The organism is Dyadobacter sp. UC 10 (assembly GCF_008369915.1).
In the GTDB taxonomy this organism is placed as follows: domain Bacteria; phylum Bacteroidota; class Bacteroidia; order Cytophagales; family Spirosomataceae; genus Dyadobacter.
Window position 1 is genome coordinate 4,197,999 of record NZ_VSRN01000001.1, and the last position, 14,567, is coordinate 4,212,565.

Genomic DNA, 14,567 nt, shown 5'->3' on the forward strand with positions numbered 1-14,567 from the left:
TTATCGTCGAGGTTTTGCGACAATGTACGATAAATAATTCTCACCTAACAATGACATTAATCAACCTGTTTTTTGTCGGATAAAACTAACTTGGCGGCTTGACTTTGAGAGAGTGTCGGGATTCCAGTCTGCCTCCGTCCTATTTTAATCCCAGAAGAAACAAAGACGTACGATTTTCAAGCCGCATAAAAACAAGAGGCTGCCTCTTTGCAGAAGCAGCCTCAGACTGATAATTTCTAATCTTTTTAATCTTCGTGTCCGATTTTACCAACTGCTTTGTCGATAAAATACTGGCCTGTACCTTCCTCGCCGATCACATCGAAAAGTTCAAGGGCATGACGAGCATTGTCTTCCTCTTCTGTCTGCTCTTTTACAAACCACTGAAGGAAGTTTTCAGTTGCATAATCTTCTTCTTTGCGGCTTTGCGTTACAATGCGGTTGATAGATTGCGTAACCGCGATTTCGCTTTGTAAGGCTGCTTCAAAGACACTTTTAAAAGTAGGATATTCTTGTCTTACAGCTGATACTTCGGGAGAAATTGCGTTTCCGCCTACAAACATCAGGTAATTGAAGATCTTCACCATGTGTTCTCTTTCTTCCTCAGACTGCTTCATAAAATATTTAGCGCTGTATCTGAATCCGTTGCGATCGCACCATGCAGCCATTGCCATATACTTGGCAGAAGCTTCGGCTTCCATCTTAACCTGGTTGTTTAAAAGTATCTCTATTTCCTCTTTCAGGGAAGTCCGTTGTCTCAATAAATCTCTCATGGTTTACTTTCAGTTATTTGTTATTACAAGTACAAATATCATGCGAAAGTTCATCAATCCAAATCGAATTTGATATTTGGAATTGGTCTAAGATGATAAGAATGAGCTATTTAGACTGATTCTGTTTCTAAAAAGAGTAGTTGGTGGAGGAGTGAATTGAGCTCGATCGCGAAGTGCGTACCATTCACCAGCTCACGCAATTGGATAAGTTCGCAAAGCGTCAGTTTGTGGTAAATGTTCAGTTGCGGAGCCTCAACAAACTCGTAGTCAGATTCGTCGGAGAGATCAAAAATTTTGCTTCTAATGTCTATGCTGTTGATAAACCGGCGAAATGCAAGAAAATCGCGGAGTTTAAAAGAAGCTTGAATTTCGCCGAAATGAAGTTGGATTCTGGAAGTAAGATCACATTGTACGCAAAAGCCTTTCGCAGTACTGAACAATTCATTGGGGGTATTCACTGACAGCAAAGTATTTGATCGTGGAAATTGTTACACAAATATAAGATCAAACTTCGTGTCAAACAAGATTATTTGTAAACAATCTAATTAAATACCCCCAAAAGGAACCTGACCAATTTTACTTCTCCGCCGCTTTCGCCCAGTTGTCTCTCAACGTAACCGTACGGTTGAAAACCAATGCGCCGGGTTGGCTGTCGGGATCTTTCACGAAATAGCCTTTGCGCAGGAACTGGAAAGATTCACCTTCCTGGGCATCAATTAAAGCGGGTTCGGCGTAACCTGTGACGATATGCAAAGATTCCGGGTTGATGTAGTCTTTGAAATCACCTTCCTCGGAAGAAACATCCTCAACTGAAAACAAACGGTCATACAACCTGATCTCGGTCGGGACAGCATGCGACGCGGATACCCAGTGCAAAGTACCTTTTACATTAATGCCGGTCGTATCGTGACCACTTTTGCTATTCTCAATATAGCTGCAATGCACCTCAGTGATCTCGCCGTTCTCGTCTTTTACAAAATCGTCACATTGAATAATGTAGGCACTTTTCAAACGGACCATTTTGCCAGGGGCAAGGCGGAAATACTTTTTGGAAGGATTTTCCATAAAATCCTCTTTCTCAATATATATCTCCCTCGTAAACGGAATTTCCCTATCTCCTGTGGAAACGTCCTCCGGATTATTTTCGCTATGGCAGATCTCTGTTTCGCCTTCCGGAAAGTTAGTGATGACGACTTTCAGAGGGTCCAGCACAACCATTCTGCGCAATGCTTTTTTATTCAAATCTTCCCGCACACAAAATTCCAGCAGACCCACATCGATCATATTTTCACGACGCGCCACGCCGATCCGGTCGCAGAAGTCGCGGATACTCTCAGGCGTGAAGCCTCGGCGACGCAAGCCGCTGATCGTTGGCATTCTCGGATCATCCCAGCCGCTAACATGTTTTTCCTGAACAAGTTGCAGAAGCTTTCGCTTACTGGTAACGGTGTAGTTGAGGTTCCGGCGCGCGAATTCGTACTGATGTGAAGGGTATATACTCAATTGTCCGATCAGCCAGTCATACAATTCCCTGTGGGGTGCAAATTCGAGCGTACAAATAGAATGTGTTACTGTTTCTATTGAATCGCTTTGACCGTGCGCGAAGTCGTACATGGGATAAATGCACCATTTATCGCCTGTCCGGTGGTGTTTGGCGTGTTTGATCCGGTATAATATGGGGTCTCGCATGAGCATATTGATGTGCGCCATGTCTATTTTCGCACGAAGCGTGCGGCTGCCGTCAGGGAAGTCGCCGTTTTTCATTTGTTCGAAAAGTGCAAGATTTTCCTCAACGCTGCGGTCACGGTAAGGACTGTTTTTGCCGGGTTCGATCGGCGTCCCTTTCAGCGCAGCGATTTCCTCAGATGTAGAATCGTCCACATAAGCCAGGCCTTTCCTGATCAGAGAAGTCGCAAAATCATACAAAGTATCGAAATAATCGGAAGCGTATAGCTCGTTTTCCCACTCGAATCCCATCCACCGAATGTCTCTCTTGATGCTTTCAACATACTCAGTATCTTCCGTTACCGGGTTGGTATCGTCAAAACGCAGGTTGGTATAGCCGGGAAATTTGTTGGTTAATCCAAAGTTGAGGCAAATACTCGAAGCATGCCCTATGTGCAGGTACCCATTAGGTTCCGGCGGGAAACGGGTTATGATCTGGGTATATTTTCCTGCTTGTAAATCAGCCTCTACGATCTCCTCAATAAAATTCAGGCTTTTCTCTTCCTTTTTATCTTCCGTAATCATACAATAATGAAATTATCCAATTCTCAAAGTTAACCTTCTTCCCAACAAATTCCGCAATTCGGAATGTAAATCGCAAATCTCTGCCGTTTGCCTTACTTTTGCATTATGCGCTATTTTCTCGAATTTTCTTATCTCGGAACAGCTTATAATGGCTGGCAAAAGCAAAATAACGCGCTCGGCGTTCAACAGGTACTCGAAGAAGCCCTCGCGAAACTCCTGCGTACAGTTGTTGAGCTGACCGGCAGCAGCCGCACGGATACCGGCGTACATGCAGAACAACAATTCGCGCATTTTGATTTGAATAATCCCATTACCGACTTCGATTTATTCATTTATAAACTAAATGGGCTGATCCCGAGAGATATTGCTGTCAGGAATTTGTATCTGGTGGAAGATGAACTCAATTCCCGGTTTGCTGCGACTTACCGTAAATATGAATACCGCATTACCAAACGGAAAAATCCATTTTTGTTCGGTCAATCTTGTTTGTTAAAAGCCGATCTGGATCTGCGGCTGATGAACGAAGCAGCAGGTCTGCTTTTGAAGTACAGTGATTTTGAAAGTTTCAGTAAGGTCCATACCAATGTCAATAATTTCAGATGTACGATCACAGAAGCGACCTGGACGGAAACGGAAGATATGCTCGTTTTTCATATTCAGGCAAACCGGTTTTTACGTGGAATGGTACGGGCTGTCGTAGGTACTTTGCTGGAAGTCGGTAAAGGAAGAAAAACGGTAGCTGATTTCGAAAAGGTTATCATCTCAAAAAACAGAAAAAATGCCGGAGCGCAGGCCCCGGCAGAAGGTTTGTTTTTAACCAAGGTAGGTTATCCCGAATCTTTGCTGAGGAATCACTGATCCAGTGTATCGTTGGTCAGAATGTTATTTACCAGTCTGCTTATTTTCAAAGGATTACTATTTTTTAGCTCTTCTGGTAAAAGTGAATCCGGCCAGTTCTGGAAAGATTGCGGGCGCACAAAACGCAAGATGGAATGGCGGCCGACGGATGTAAACTTCGAATCTACAGTAGCCGGAAAAGGGCCTCCGTGGTGCATAGAGGGACATACTTCCACACCTGTGGGCACTCCGTTCATGATAAACCTGCCCGAAATTTTAGCCAGTTGCCGCAGCACCGCAGGGTAGGAGGCAGCCTCGGCTTCGTCCGCCATTAAAGTGGCGGTCAGTTGTCCTTTCAAATGTGAAACAGCATTCAAAAGTTCATCTGCGTTCTCACAAATGACCAGCAGCGAAAACGGACCGAAAACTTCTTCGTGCAGTTTTGGATTTGCTATAAAATCTGCTCCTGAAACCTCCGCTATGGAAGCTTGCGCCTCATTTCTACCTTCATTTTTATTTTCTGAAACAACAAGTTTTACCACGTTTGGTTGCCCGAGCGCTTCATCCCTGAGCCGGTAAAAGTTTTTGCAAATACCTGCGGTCAGCATGGTCGCCGATGCTGTACCGGCGATCCCTTTTTTATATGATTCCTTGAAATCATCAATCCCTTCGGACCGGGTTATAAACACAAGTCCGGGATTGGTGCAAAACTGCCCTGCGCCCAGGCTGACCGAGCCTGCGATGGTTTTTCCAAGGTCTTCCGTGTGATCTTTAAGGTATTTCGGCAGTATAACTATTGGGTTTACGCTTCCCATTTCGGCAAAGACAGGAATGGGGTTTTCACGTTCCTGGGCTAGCTTATGAAGTGCCATTCCGCCTTTAAACGATCCCGTAAAGCCTACTGCGGCAGTTACAGGATGTTTCACTAAGGCAGTGCCTACTTCGAACCCTTCATCATAAAGCATGGAGAATACACCGTCAGGCATTCCTGTTCTTTTTGCCGCTGCAACGATTGCCTGGGCAGTCAGGTCGCTGACGCCCGGGTGCGCCGGATGCGCTTTCACGATCACCGGGTTTCCCGCTGCAAGCGCGGGGGCCACATCTACTCCTGCCACTGAATAGGCAAAAGGAAAATTGCTCGACCCGAACACGACAACTGGCCCGATCGGAACCAGCATTTTACGAATGTCCGGCTTGGGAACAGGTTCACGGAATGGCAGTGCCGTGTCAATAGAAGCCTCCACCCAGGAGCCTTCGCGGAGCAGTTCTGCAAATTGCGTAAGCTGGTTGATGGTCCGTGCACGTTCTCCCTGCAATCTGGCAGCTGGTAAGCCCGTTTCCCGATTTGCCCTTTCAAGCAGCTCGTCCCCGATGGCCAGCATTTCTTCGGTGATCGCGATCAGGAAATCGGCCCGGCGGCTTGCTGGAATGCGTGCGTATTTCTCAAATGCGTTTTCAGCGAGCCGCATGGTCTGCGCTACTTCTTCTTCCGTGGCAGTGTAAAATTTCTCTGGAAGAAAAACATCTTTTTCCGGAACGTAAGACTGAAAAGTGCGGTCGCTTTCAGCCGATAATGCGTAGCCGATATAATTTTTACCTTGAATAACCATTTGAAAAGCTTTGATTGATATATCCCTCAAACAAAAAAATGTGCAAATCCCGGACTTGCACATTTTATACTTAGTATTTAATATTTTAGACCAGTCTGCCGATAATATCATCGACAGAAATTCCTTCCGCTTCGGCTTTGAAATTACGGATAATACGGTGGCGGAGTACAGGTAACGCTACCGCTTTAACATCTTCAATATCAGGCGAGTACTTTCCTGATAACAATGCATTGCATTTCGCCGCCAATATCAATGCCTGAGAAGCCCTCGGACCTGCGCCCCATTCGAGATAGTCGTTTGTGTCTTTTACAGCTAATCCTGCTACCGGCCTTGTTTTATGAACCAGTTTAACAGCGTATTCAATCACGTGATCGGTGACCGGTACGCGGCGTACCAAATGCTGAAAATCCTTGATCTCCTCTGCACTGATCACTTTTTGAACCTCGTAACGATTATCGCTGGTCGTGTTTTTCACAATGTTGACTTCCTCTGCATATGAAGGATAATCGAGCTGGATCATGAACATGAACCGGTCGAGCTGAGCCTCTGGCAGGGGATAAGTGCCTTCCTGCTCAATCGGGTTTTGGGTAGCCAGCACAAAAAACGGTCTGTCCAGCGAGTGTTTTGCTCCCGCGATCGTCACCGAATATTCCTGCATTGCTTCCAGCAGCGCTGATTGGGTCTTGGGAGGCGTCCTGTTGATTTCATCGGCAAGGATAATATTTGCGAAAACAGGCCCTTTAATGAATTTAAAATTTCTGTTCTGATCGAGCGTTTCTGATCCCAGAATATCAGAAGGCATTAAATCGGGCGTAAACTGGATACGGTTGAAATTAAGGTCCAGTGATGAAGCGATGGTCTGGATCAGCAAGGTTTTTGCCAGCCCCGGAACACCCACCAGCAGGCAATGTCCCTGGCAGAATATGGCGGTAAGCAGCTTTTTAACAACCTCGTCCTGACCAATAATCACATTACCAATCTCACTGCGGATCTTTTCGTAAGCTACTTTCATAGCTTCGGCAGCTTCTACGTCCGATGAATACTTCACAATATGGTGGGTTAGATTTAGGTTTCTGCTTTAAAGATGATTACATCAGCGCTAAATATCGTTACCGGTTGCTGCCAAACCAAGAACCTGGCAATTTTTATACTCAGGCTCGATACTTATAAAAACGTCACCCTGTGCTTTTTTAAACCATTCTTCAAGCGCATTATTCCGCTTATTGCTTAACACGATCTGTGCCAGCTTTTCATAATCGTCACGTAAGTTGGCGGTGTGTGGCTCGGATTTGCTTTTGTACCAAAGTATCCTCATCGCGCTGCTCCCGTCTTCAGTACGATAGGATATGGGCGGGCTCATTTCTCCTACTTTCATGGTATCAATCGCAAAATAAAGCGCAGGGTCCATGGAAGCATCAAGCGTAAGTTTTGACAAGCCAGTATTTCTGTCCTGGATCAAACCGCCCGATTCAGCCGTCATCTTATCATCTGAATTGTCCAAAGCTGCTTTCGCGAATTTCAGCGTATCAATTTCAATTAATTTTTTCAAACTGTCCAGAGAGCGGGTCGCCTGGGACATATCCGTTCCCTTGTTATAATCGGGACGCAACAGAATGTGCCTGGCATGATATTCCGCACCGCGGGTTTCAACCAGCTTGATCAGGTGAAAACCGAACTGCGATTCGACAGGGTCGGACATTTCTCCTGGTTTCAGTGCGAGTGCGGTGCCTTCAAATTCAGGTACCATGGCCCCTCTCTTGGCAAAACCCAGGTCGCCGCCATTTTTAGCAGAGCCAAGGTCTTCCGAGTAGATCTGCGCCAGTGTAGCGAAGTCCTCGCCTTTTTCGGCGCGCTGTTTCAGTTCTATCAGTTGCTGGCGTAGCTTGTCTTTTTGTTCGCGGGTAACCGTTCCGAGCTTGACAATATGACCTATCTCCACCTCCGAAGGAATGTAGGGTAAGCTGTCTTTGGGAATGGCATTGAAGAATTTGCGGACCTCACTCGGCGTGATTTTTACATTACCAGAAATGGTACGCTGCATTTTCTCGACGATCTTCTGATCTTTTACCTGCTGTCTCAACTCTGCTTTCAGGTTGTCGATGCTTTTTCCGTAAGCTTCGACGATATTCTTTTCAGAACCGAACCTTTGGACCATATAACCCATTTTGGCATCCAGCTCACCGTCTACTTCTTTGTCTTCCACCAAAACAGAATCTATCTCAGCTTTGGCCAGCAGCATTTTGTTGATGATCAGAGATTCGAGCAGCTGGCATTTTTCCGGGGCGGTTCTGCCCTCTGCCTTGTACTGGTTGTACATTTCTTCTAGCTCGGAATTCAAGATATAGTGGTTATCTACCCTTGCGATGATTTTATCGAGTGTCACACCTTGCTGGCCCTGTCCGTTGCTTTTCAGGCTGACAAACAGCGCTAGGATCATCAGCAACTGGGCAGCAATCAATTTGTTTATTTTCATATGATTATTAATTCCGATTTTAAACACCTGCGGGTTTCTCATTAAATATTTGACAATGCTAAAATACACCTAACGCTTAATTTTTTCTAATTCTTCTGCATTGACTTTCACCGGGAATTGTTGCTGCAAACGGTTTACCCATTGTTTTTCCAGCTCCTTTTGGTAATCGTTAATGACACTGCCACGCGCTTCCTGAAAAGTTTTCGGCCGGGGCGGCTCAATTTTCCGGATATTAATCCACGCCACGCTTCCTGGTTCTTCTGCAAGTTGCTCGCCCGTGGCCCACTTCGCTTTCGCCAACAAACGGTTTTCGCGGGTGAAATAGCCGTCCTCGATGACAACGGAAGCCATTGCATCCGAATTATATACTTTTTCCACGTCTTTGATCGACTGACTGTAAAACTGGAAGGCTACCCTGCGATTACGATCGGCCTCTGCCGATTGCCTGAAAGAACCATAGTCTTTTTCTATAATACGCAGAATAGGGATGTTTTGTTTATTTAAATATTTAATAACGTTCCTGATACGCGAGGCAGAAGCCATTTCCGGTTCATCAGCAGAACGGTATCCTGCTATTTCCACAATGTAATCCGGGTTTTTCTGCATAATAATCGCAAGATCTTCCAGAGCGGCTGACTCTGCCTGGCTAATTTCCGTGGAACCGTTGTCAAAAAGTATTTCCCTCGATTTACGTTCCAGCTTGTAAGGGTTAACAGCTAGTATTTTTCTGATCGAATTGATCGTTTGCGTGTCTTTGGCAGAGATAATGGTGGCCAGTGCACGCTCCGGATAATTGTACCGGCTCTTATTTTGTTCGTAGAAACGCTGCTGGCCGGTAGAGTCAGACAAGGATCTTTGCCAGACATTTTCTTCCATTACCTGCGAAAATAGTACGCCCTCTTTAATTTCGTTCAGCAAGCTTTTGAACTCGGGATTAGTTTCTTCAAGATGATCCCGCTCGTATTGGAAGAGGCATTCGGAAAGATATTCATTGTAGTACCGTCTGAATATCACTGTCGGGGAGGAATCTTTCGGCCTGCGCTGCTGGCGCCTTTTCACATAATTCAAAAACGATAATGCATCGTAGGATTGCTGCTCGATTTTGAACAAAGTACTCGAAGACCAATCTTTGGTAACAGCCCGCAGGTAATCCCATTTGCCGGTGATCAGGCTGCTGTCCTGCAATCCCGCCATTTCCTGCCACTGATCTGCAAATTCCTGTACATGATATTTGCTTCTGAGTTGTTTCGCTCTGGAAGCTTCAATTATCTTTCCACGCGAGTCAGTCACTACTTTTTTACGAAGCGACGGCGCCATCAGAGCAAAAGTTTCAATGGGTCTCTTTTGCATGAGTTTGATAATATGCCAGCCATATATCGTTTGAATGGGTTTCGAGTAATCATTTGTTTTGCTCAACGCATAAGCTGCCTCCTCTATTTCGGGAACCATTTCTCCGATCCCAAACAGCGGGAGAGTACCATCGTTCCTTTTGGATTGTTTGTCATCTGAATAGTTTGCAACAACGTCCCCCCAACTTTCTCCTTCCTGCAAAAGTTTGTAGGCCTCATCAATTTTAGTTTTTGCTGATTGTTTTTGGGCTGCGGCAGCCGTAGTATCCATTTGGACCATGATATGTGCAACCTGGATCATTCCTCGGTTAGCTCGTCGATCAGACACTTTGATGAGGTGATAGCCGGTTTTGCTTCGAACAGGCTGAGAAATTTTCCCTATGGCAAGGTTGTAAGCTGCCGTTTCGATAGGATACAATGTTTGGAACGCGGTGAAATAGCCGAGGTCACCTTTATTCTTTTTGGCTGATGGGTCTTTAGAGAAACGCGCAGCAATCTCGCCAAAATCAGACCCTTCGTCCAGTCTGCCCTTTAAGGCAATCGCCGCACGGTGTGCTTCCAGAGTATCGGCCGGTGAAGCGTCTTCCGATACGGCAATCAGGATATGGGAAGCTTTTACTTCCAATTTCAAACGATTATAGGCCTCAGTGGTCAGTTTTTCCACGAGCGCTTTGTCGACAAGGTGGTTTTTGGCCAGCTGATCCCGGTAGGAAGCGATTTCTTCTTTGTAAGCCAGGGTTGTATCCCTGCCATCTTGTTTCGCCTGTAAGACCTTAATTTTTAAGTCGGTATATTGTTCCAGGTATTCTCCTGGCGTTAATTCTTTGGTGGAATCCGAAGCAAACTTGTTCTTGTTATATGCACTCTGGTATTCATCAATTGAAAATTTTTCGTTACCGATTTCCAGCAGCGGTTTATCCTCTGCGACCGTTTGCTGAGGTGGCGCAGCTGTTTTACAAGATATAATCGTAAGAAGGGAAGTAAATAAAATAAAGGAAGTTGCTCTGAGCATATTTTTAAATTTCAAATGGGCACTGCAAAAGATGCTGTTTTATTTAACCCCGATTGCATTCAAATATTGTTAAGCCGGCAAAGTTAGGTGCTTTCGGTTCAGGACAAAAATATCAGATCGGGTATGTGATTTGGTCCCGGTATTTTCCCCAAAAGCTGAGACCGTTATGGCGAATTCGCCCCAGCTTATATCCCGGTTCAAAACCTGTCGAACCGGCGAATTTTTTTTATTGCAGGCTTTTTTGCATTTACGCTGGAATTGTTGTTTTGATAATCATAAGGCATCTCAGTTTGACTCATCAGGCACACATTTTTTGCAAAGGTGGGCACGGTCAAAATTTGAGGGTTATGGAGAATGTCAGAAGCAACAACTTTGTTCCAATTATCAGGGCATTGTGGAATGAGCAAAAAAACCGGGAGCTACTTTACCTGGAAGCTCTAAAGAAGGACAGTATGGGATCATTTCGTAGATTGTTAAGCCAGGGACACGTAAGTGCTGTCCTGTTTCAAAAGGAGATACGATCGATTTACGATTATTTCAAATGTTTTCTGACAGACAAAGAGCTCAGCGAAACCAACCAGATCGCCTCTCTTGCTTGCTTGCAGCTTTTAGAAAATGCCAAGGCACCTTCTGAGGTAGCGGCCTGCCTGAAAAAGATCGAAGGCGCAACGCTACAGTTATATAAATCCCTTAGAACGTATATGGATCGGGAGATAGAGGCTTGCCGCATTTTGGATGAGCATCTAAGCCGTATTAGCGAGTTTTATGAAGTTTTGAGTAAACTTGAAGGCAATAGAAAGAACTCCATCTCTTACACCGCCGCGGCCTGATTCACACTATTCACACCTCATATAGTTCGATGGGGAGATGGTCGGGGTCAGCGAAGAATGTAAATTTTTTGCCGGTGTACTGGTCAACCCTAACCGGCTCAGGGGAGATTCCTTTGGTGTTGAGTGCATAGACCGCCTCTTCAATATTTTCCACCTGAAAGGCGATATGCCGCAATCCACAAGCTTCGGGCCTGGAAACGCGCTCAGGCGGAGAAGGGAATGAAAAAAGCTCTATACAATATTGGCCGTTCAAAGAAAGATCGAGCTTATACGATTCCCGCTCCGCACGCAAAACCTCCCTGTCTATTTTAAATCCCAATATGTTGGTATAAAACGCTTTGGATTTCTCATAATCTGAACAAATGATCGCAATATGATGGATTGCATTAAGTTTTAGCATTGCCGGATTGTCTGTAAAGTCAAAGATAGGGTCAGATCTTGATGAAAATTTTCTTCTTGTACATCCAGTACAGAATCCACCATTCGATCAGCAGGATCACACTTCCGCTTACAAGTGATTTTAATCCGGGGCCAAATATCACATCATAATTTCGGTTGATATTGATCCGGAACGATTCATCTATAAAGCTGTCAATAGTATGCGCAAAAATATAGGCGGCAATAGAATTAGTACCAATTACTATCAAAAACAGGAAGAAAGATCTTTTGTTCTTCACATCCACCAGGTAATAAAACGCTGCAAGCAATAAAAAGCACCATCCGCCGCTAAAAAGCGTCCAGGCTGGCGTCCATATTTTTTTCACGATCGGATTAACTCCCGTTAGGTTCAACACGATCGCCATCGCGAATAAAATCGCGGCAGTGATAACACAGCGTTTGATCAGCCAGTTATAAGATGGTGCTGATTTCAGCCATTTACCAGCAATAAGACCTAAAAGCATCGTACCCAGGGTAGGAATGAAACTTAAGGTGGCATAACCGCCTCCATTGAACAGGAAAGGCTTTTGCCTTGGGAAAAGATTTAAAAACCATCTGTCGAACGCCCAGGCGATGTTCGTATTCTTATTCCAGTGAGCTGCAAATCCCTTCAAGTTGTGTTCCCAGTCTGCAGTAGTGCCGGTTTGAGACCAGTCGAAGAAAGGACCGGGGGTAGGGTAGAAGGCGAATGCCAGGAAATAAGCAAATAATATGATAACTAATGCACCCCACTGGACACGCTCTGTCACGAAAGCCAGCGCAAAGAGAAACGGGTATCCGAGGCCTATTTGTGTCAGTGTGTCTTCAAATGTAAAATTGGTTTGAGTAGCATGCGTCGAACGAAGGAAGATGCCTAACAAGATCAGGATGAGCGATCGCCGGAGCGTATGGTACCACATGACCGAGGTGCTCTGGTTTTTGCTCGCCCGGCTCGCCATAGAGTAAGGTAATGCAACGCCAACCAGGAACGAGAATGAAGGCTGGATCAGATCATGTAGAGAGCAGCCCACCCAGGGTACGTGGCTCTGATGAAATGCGAGGAAAGACCAGAATGCACTGTCGGGAAATGACTCAGAGATTTGTTCAAGCCGCAAAACTTCGGCCATCATGAGGAACATTACGAAGCCTCGGTAGGCGTCAACGGAGGAAACACGTTGTATCGGAGCCAGAGGAGTGTCTTTCAAATCAATGCCGGTTTAGGTTGAAGTATAAAGAAAAAACCCCGCCGGATTTACCTGGCAGGGCTTTCTAATTGTATTTCGATTTCTTTAGACGTTCATTTTCTTTAACTCTTTTACTGCATGATCGGCTGCTCTTGCAGTCATGGCCATATAGGTAAGAGAGGGGTTTACACAGGAAGCGGAGGTCATGAATGCGCCATCGGTCACATATACATTTTCTGCTCCCCAAACCTGGTTGTGCTTGTTAAGCACCGAAGTCTTCGGATCGTTGCCCATGCGCGCCGTACCCATTTCATGGATACCGATACCCGGATGTTTCGACTCGTCGTTATAAGAAACCACATTTTTCAGACCGGCAGCTTCTAGCATTTCCGCTGCGTCGTTCATCATATCAATGCGCATTTTCTTCTCGTTTTCGCCGTAAGCTGCATCAAAAACGACAAGTGGAAGTCCCCATTTGTCTTTCTTTGTCGGGTGCAAAGTGAATCTGTTTTTCTCGTCCGGTATCATTTCACCAAATCCACCGAGGTTCATGCTCCATCCGCCCGGCTGCGAGATCTGCTTTTTGAAATCTGCTCCGAAACCGTCGGTATTCACTCCACGTCCCCAGCTGTCGCGACTCGCTCCGCCCTGGTATCCGAACCCTCTCACGTAATCGCGCTTGTCGGTTCCCCAGTTGCGGTAGCGTGGTACATAGATGCCGTTTGCACGCCGGCCAAAATAGTATTTGTCATCGTATCCGGGCATATCTCCACGGGCACCTACTGCGAGGTGATGGTCCATGATATTGCGGCCCAGCTGGTCGCTGTCATTGCCGAGCCCGTTCGGAAAACGTTTTGATTTAGAGTTCATCAAAATGGAAGCCGAAGCGATCGCTGATGCATTCATGAAAATGATCTTTGCGAAATATTCCATCGTTTCAAGTGAATTCTGGTTGATCACCCGAACGCCCGTCACCTTATTCTGCTTGTCATCAAAAATTACTTCCGAAACAATTGAATCGGGTACAAGGGTAAGGTTGCCGGTTTTTTGTGCAGCAGGAAGCGTTGCTGACTGTGTGCTGAAATAAGCACCGTAAGGGCAACCTCTCATACACATATTACGGAACTGACACGCTGCACGGCCAAGTTCCGTGTGGAAATTCTGAGGCTGGGTAAGGTGAGCGGCACGCCCCATAATGATATGGCGACCTGCAAATTTCTTTTCCACTTCACCTTTCACATGCTTCTCAACGCAATTCATTTGCATTGGGGGAAGGAAATTTCCGTCCGGCAAGACATCTAATCCGTCCTTCGCGCCGCTGATACCGGCAAATTTCTCAACGTAATCATACCAGGGCGCTATATCAGAATAGCGGATCGGCCAGTCGACTCCTATGCCTTCTTTCCCATTCGCTTCGAAGTCCATCGGGTTGAGGCGGTAGCTCTGGCGTCCCCAGAGCAGTGACCGGCCGCCCACGTGATAGGCACGAATCCAGTCGAATTTGCGTGTTTCTTCGTAAGGGTTCTCGCTGTCGTTTTCAAACAAGTACCGATGCTCTTCATTGGCGGTATACCCGGTTCTCATTCCGGCCCAGTATTCCTCTTTTGCGACTGTGGTAACCCGTCCTCTGTGTTCAAGTTCCCAGGGAGCGAGGGTAGCGGTTTTATAGTCTGTAATATGTTTGATATCACGGCCTCTTTCCAGCATAAGGACTTTCAATCCTTTTTCTGTCAGTTCCTTCGCTGCCCAGCCTCCGCTGATACCGGAACCTACCACGATCGCATCGTAAGTAGCTTGTTTTGTTGCTTTTAAATTGAGATTCATAGTGAATAATA

Annotated in this window: 12 protein-coding genes; 2 read left to right on the forward strand and 10 right to left on the reverse strand. The window is 45.8% G+C overall.

Going from position 1 to position 14,567, the window contains the following annotated elements; all coding sequences use genetic code 11:
- Positions 1-245 precede the first annotated feature (245 nt).
- The 3 genes from FXO21_RS17440 to FXO21_RS17450 all read right to left on the reverse strand — a co-directional run bounded on the left by FXO21_RS17440 (position 246) and on the right by FXO21_RS17450 (position 3,020).
- Positions 246-770: a ferritin gene (locus tag FXO21_RS17440; RefSeq protein ID WP_149641276.1), complete on the reverse strand. Its 525-nt coding sequence runs from the start codon at positions 768-770 to the stop codon at positions 246-248.
- 110 nt (positions 771-880) lie between these two features.
- On the reverse strand, positions 881-1,228 hold the full coding sequence (locus FXO21_RS17445; RefSeq protein WP_225865734.1) for a hypothetical protein: 348 nt from the start codon (positions 1,226-1,228) through the stop codon (positions 881-883).
- Between the two features lie 118 nt (positions 1,229-1,346).
- Positions 1,347-3,020 carry a glutamine--tRNA ligase/YqeY domain fusion protein gene (locus FXO21_RS17450; RefSeq protein ID WP_149641278.1) on the reverse strand — a complete coding sequence of 558 codons (1,674 nt, stop codon included), beginning with the start codon at positions 3,018-3,020 and terminating at the stop codon, positions 1,347-1,349.
- Positions 3,021-3,125: 105 nt separating this feature from the next.
- On the opposite strand from FXO21_RS17450, the gene truA reads away from it, so the two are divergent.
- Positions 3,126-3,878, forward strand: a complete 753-nt coding sequence (truA, locus tag FXO21_RS17455; protein ID WP_149641279.1) for a tRNA pseudouridine(38-40) synthase TruA — start codon at positions 3,126-3,128, stop codon at positions 3,876-3,878.
- Here the strand turns inward: truA and FXO21_RS17460 are convergent.
- The 4 genes from FXO21_RS17460 to FXO21_RS17475 form a co-directional block, all read right to left on the reverse strand.
- Positions 3,872-5,467: an aldehyde dehydrogenase (NADP(+)) gene (locus FXO21_RS17460; RefSeq protein ID WP_149641280.1), complete on the reverse strand. Its 1,596-nt coding sequence runs from the start codon at positions 5,465-5,467 to the stop codon at positions 3,872-3,874. The genes truA and FXO21_RS17460 overlap by 7 nt on opposite strands.
- Before the next feature lie 85 nt (positions 5,468-5,552).
- Positions 5,553-6,515: an AAA family ATPase gene (locus FXO21_RS17465; RefSeq protein ID WP_149641281.1), complete on the reverse strand. Its 963-nt coding sequence runs from the start codon at positions 6,513-6,515 to the stop codon at positions 5,553-5,555.
- A gap of 51 nt (positions 6,516-6,566) precedes the next feature.
- Entirely contained in the window at positions 6,567-7,940 is a 1,374-nt protein-coding gene (locus tag FXO21_RS17470; RefSeq protein ID WP_149641282.1) for a peptidylprolyl isomerase, read from the reverse strand.
- A gap of 69 nt (positions 7,941-8,009) precedes the next feature.
- A complete protein-coding gene (locus tag FXO21_RS17475) occupies positions 8,010-10,301 on the reverse strand; it encodes a peptidylprolyl isomerase (protein WP_149641283.1) in 2,292 nt (763 codons plus the stop codon).
- Between the two features lie 347 nt (positions 10,302-10,648).
- Here FXO21_RS17475 and FXO21_RS17480 point away from each other — a divergent pair, with 347 nt between their 5' ends.
- The gene (locus FXO21_RS17480; RefSeq protein ID WP_149641284.1) at positions 10,649-11,131 is read left to right on the forward strand and encodes a hypothetical protein; all 483 of its coding nucleotides are present in this window, start codon (positions 10,649-10,651) and stop codon (positions 11,129-11,131) included.
- A gap of 10 nt (positions 11,132-11,141) precedes the next feature.
- Here FXO21_RS17480 and gloA2 read toward each other — a convergent pair whose 3' ends face one another.
- The 3 genes from gloA2 to FXO21_RS17495 form a co-directional block, all read right to left on the reverse strand.
- Positions 11,142-11,531: an SMU1112c/YaeR family gloxylase I-like metalloprotein gene (gene gloA2, locus FXO21_RS17485; RefSeq protein WP_149641285.1), complete on the reverse strand. Its 390-nt coding sequence runs from the start codon at positions 11,529-11,531 to the stop codon at positions 11,142-11,144.
- A 31-nt stretch (positions 11,532-11,562) separates the two neighbouring features.
- A complete protein-coding gene (locus FXO21_RS17490; RefSeq protein ID WP_225865735.1) occupies positions 11,563-12,753 on the reverse strand; it encodes an acyltransferase family protein in 1,191 nt (396 codons plus the stop codon).
- A gap of 84 nt (positions 12,754-12,837) precedes the next feature.
- Positions 12,838-14,556 (reverse strand): GMC oxidoreductase, encoded by a 1,719-nt coding sequence (locus FXO21_RS17495; RefSeq protein WP_149641286.1) that lies wholly within the window; start codon positions 14,554-14,556, stop codon positions 12,838-12,840.
- Positions 14,557-14,567 lie beyond the last annotated feature (11 nt).

Bases quoted from the DNA above. Each gene is read 5' to 3' on its own strand.
- FXO21_RS17470 (WP_149641282.1), bottom strand. From the start codon at position 7,940: ATGAAAATAAACAAATTGATTGCTGCCCAGTTGCTGATGATCCTAGCG.
- gloA2 (WP_149641285.1), bottom strand. From the start codon at position 11,531: ATGCTAAAACTTAATGCAATCCATCATATTGCGATCATTTGTTCAGAT.
- FXO21_RS17440 (WP_149641276.1), bottom strand. From the start codon at position 770: ATGAGAGATTTATTGAGACAACGGACTTCCCTGAAAGAGGAAATAGAG.
- FXO21_RS17475 (WP_149641283.1), bottom strand. From the start codon at position 10,301: ATGCTCAGAGCAACTTCCTTTATTTTATTTACTTCCCTTCTTACGATT.
- FXO21_RS17450 (WP_149641278.1), bottom strand. From the start codon at position 3,020: ATGATTACGGAAGATAAAAAGGAAGAGAAAAGCCTGAATTTTATTGAG.
- FXO21_RS17460 (WP_149641280.1), bottom strand. From the start codon at position 5,467: ATGGTTATTCAAGGTAAAAATTATATCGGCTACGCATTATCGGCTGAA.
- truA (WP_149641279.1), top strand. From the start codon at position 3,126: ATGCGCTATTTTCTCGAATTTTCTTATCTCGGAACAGCTTATAATGGC.
- FXO21_RS17495 (WP_149641286.1), bottom strand. From the start codon at position 14,556: ATGAATCTCAATTTAAAAGCAACAAAACAAGCTACTTACGATGCGATC.
- FXO21_RS17480 (WP_149641284.1), top strand. From the start codon at position 10,649: ATGGAGAATGTCAGAAGCAACAACTTTGTTCCAATTATCAGGGCATTG.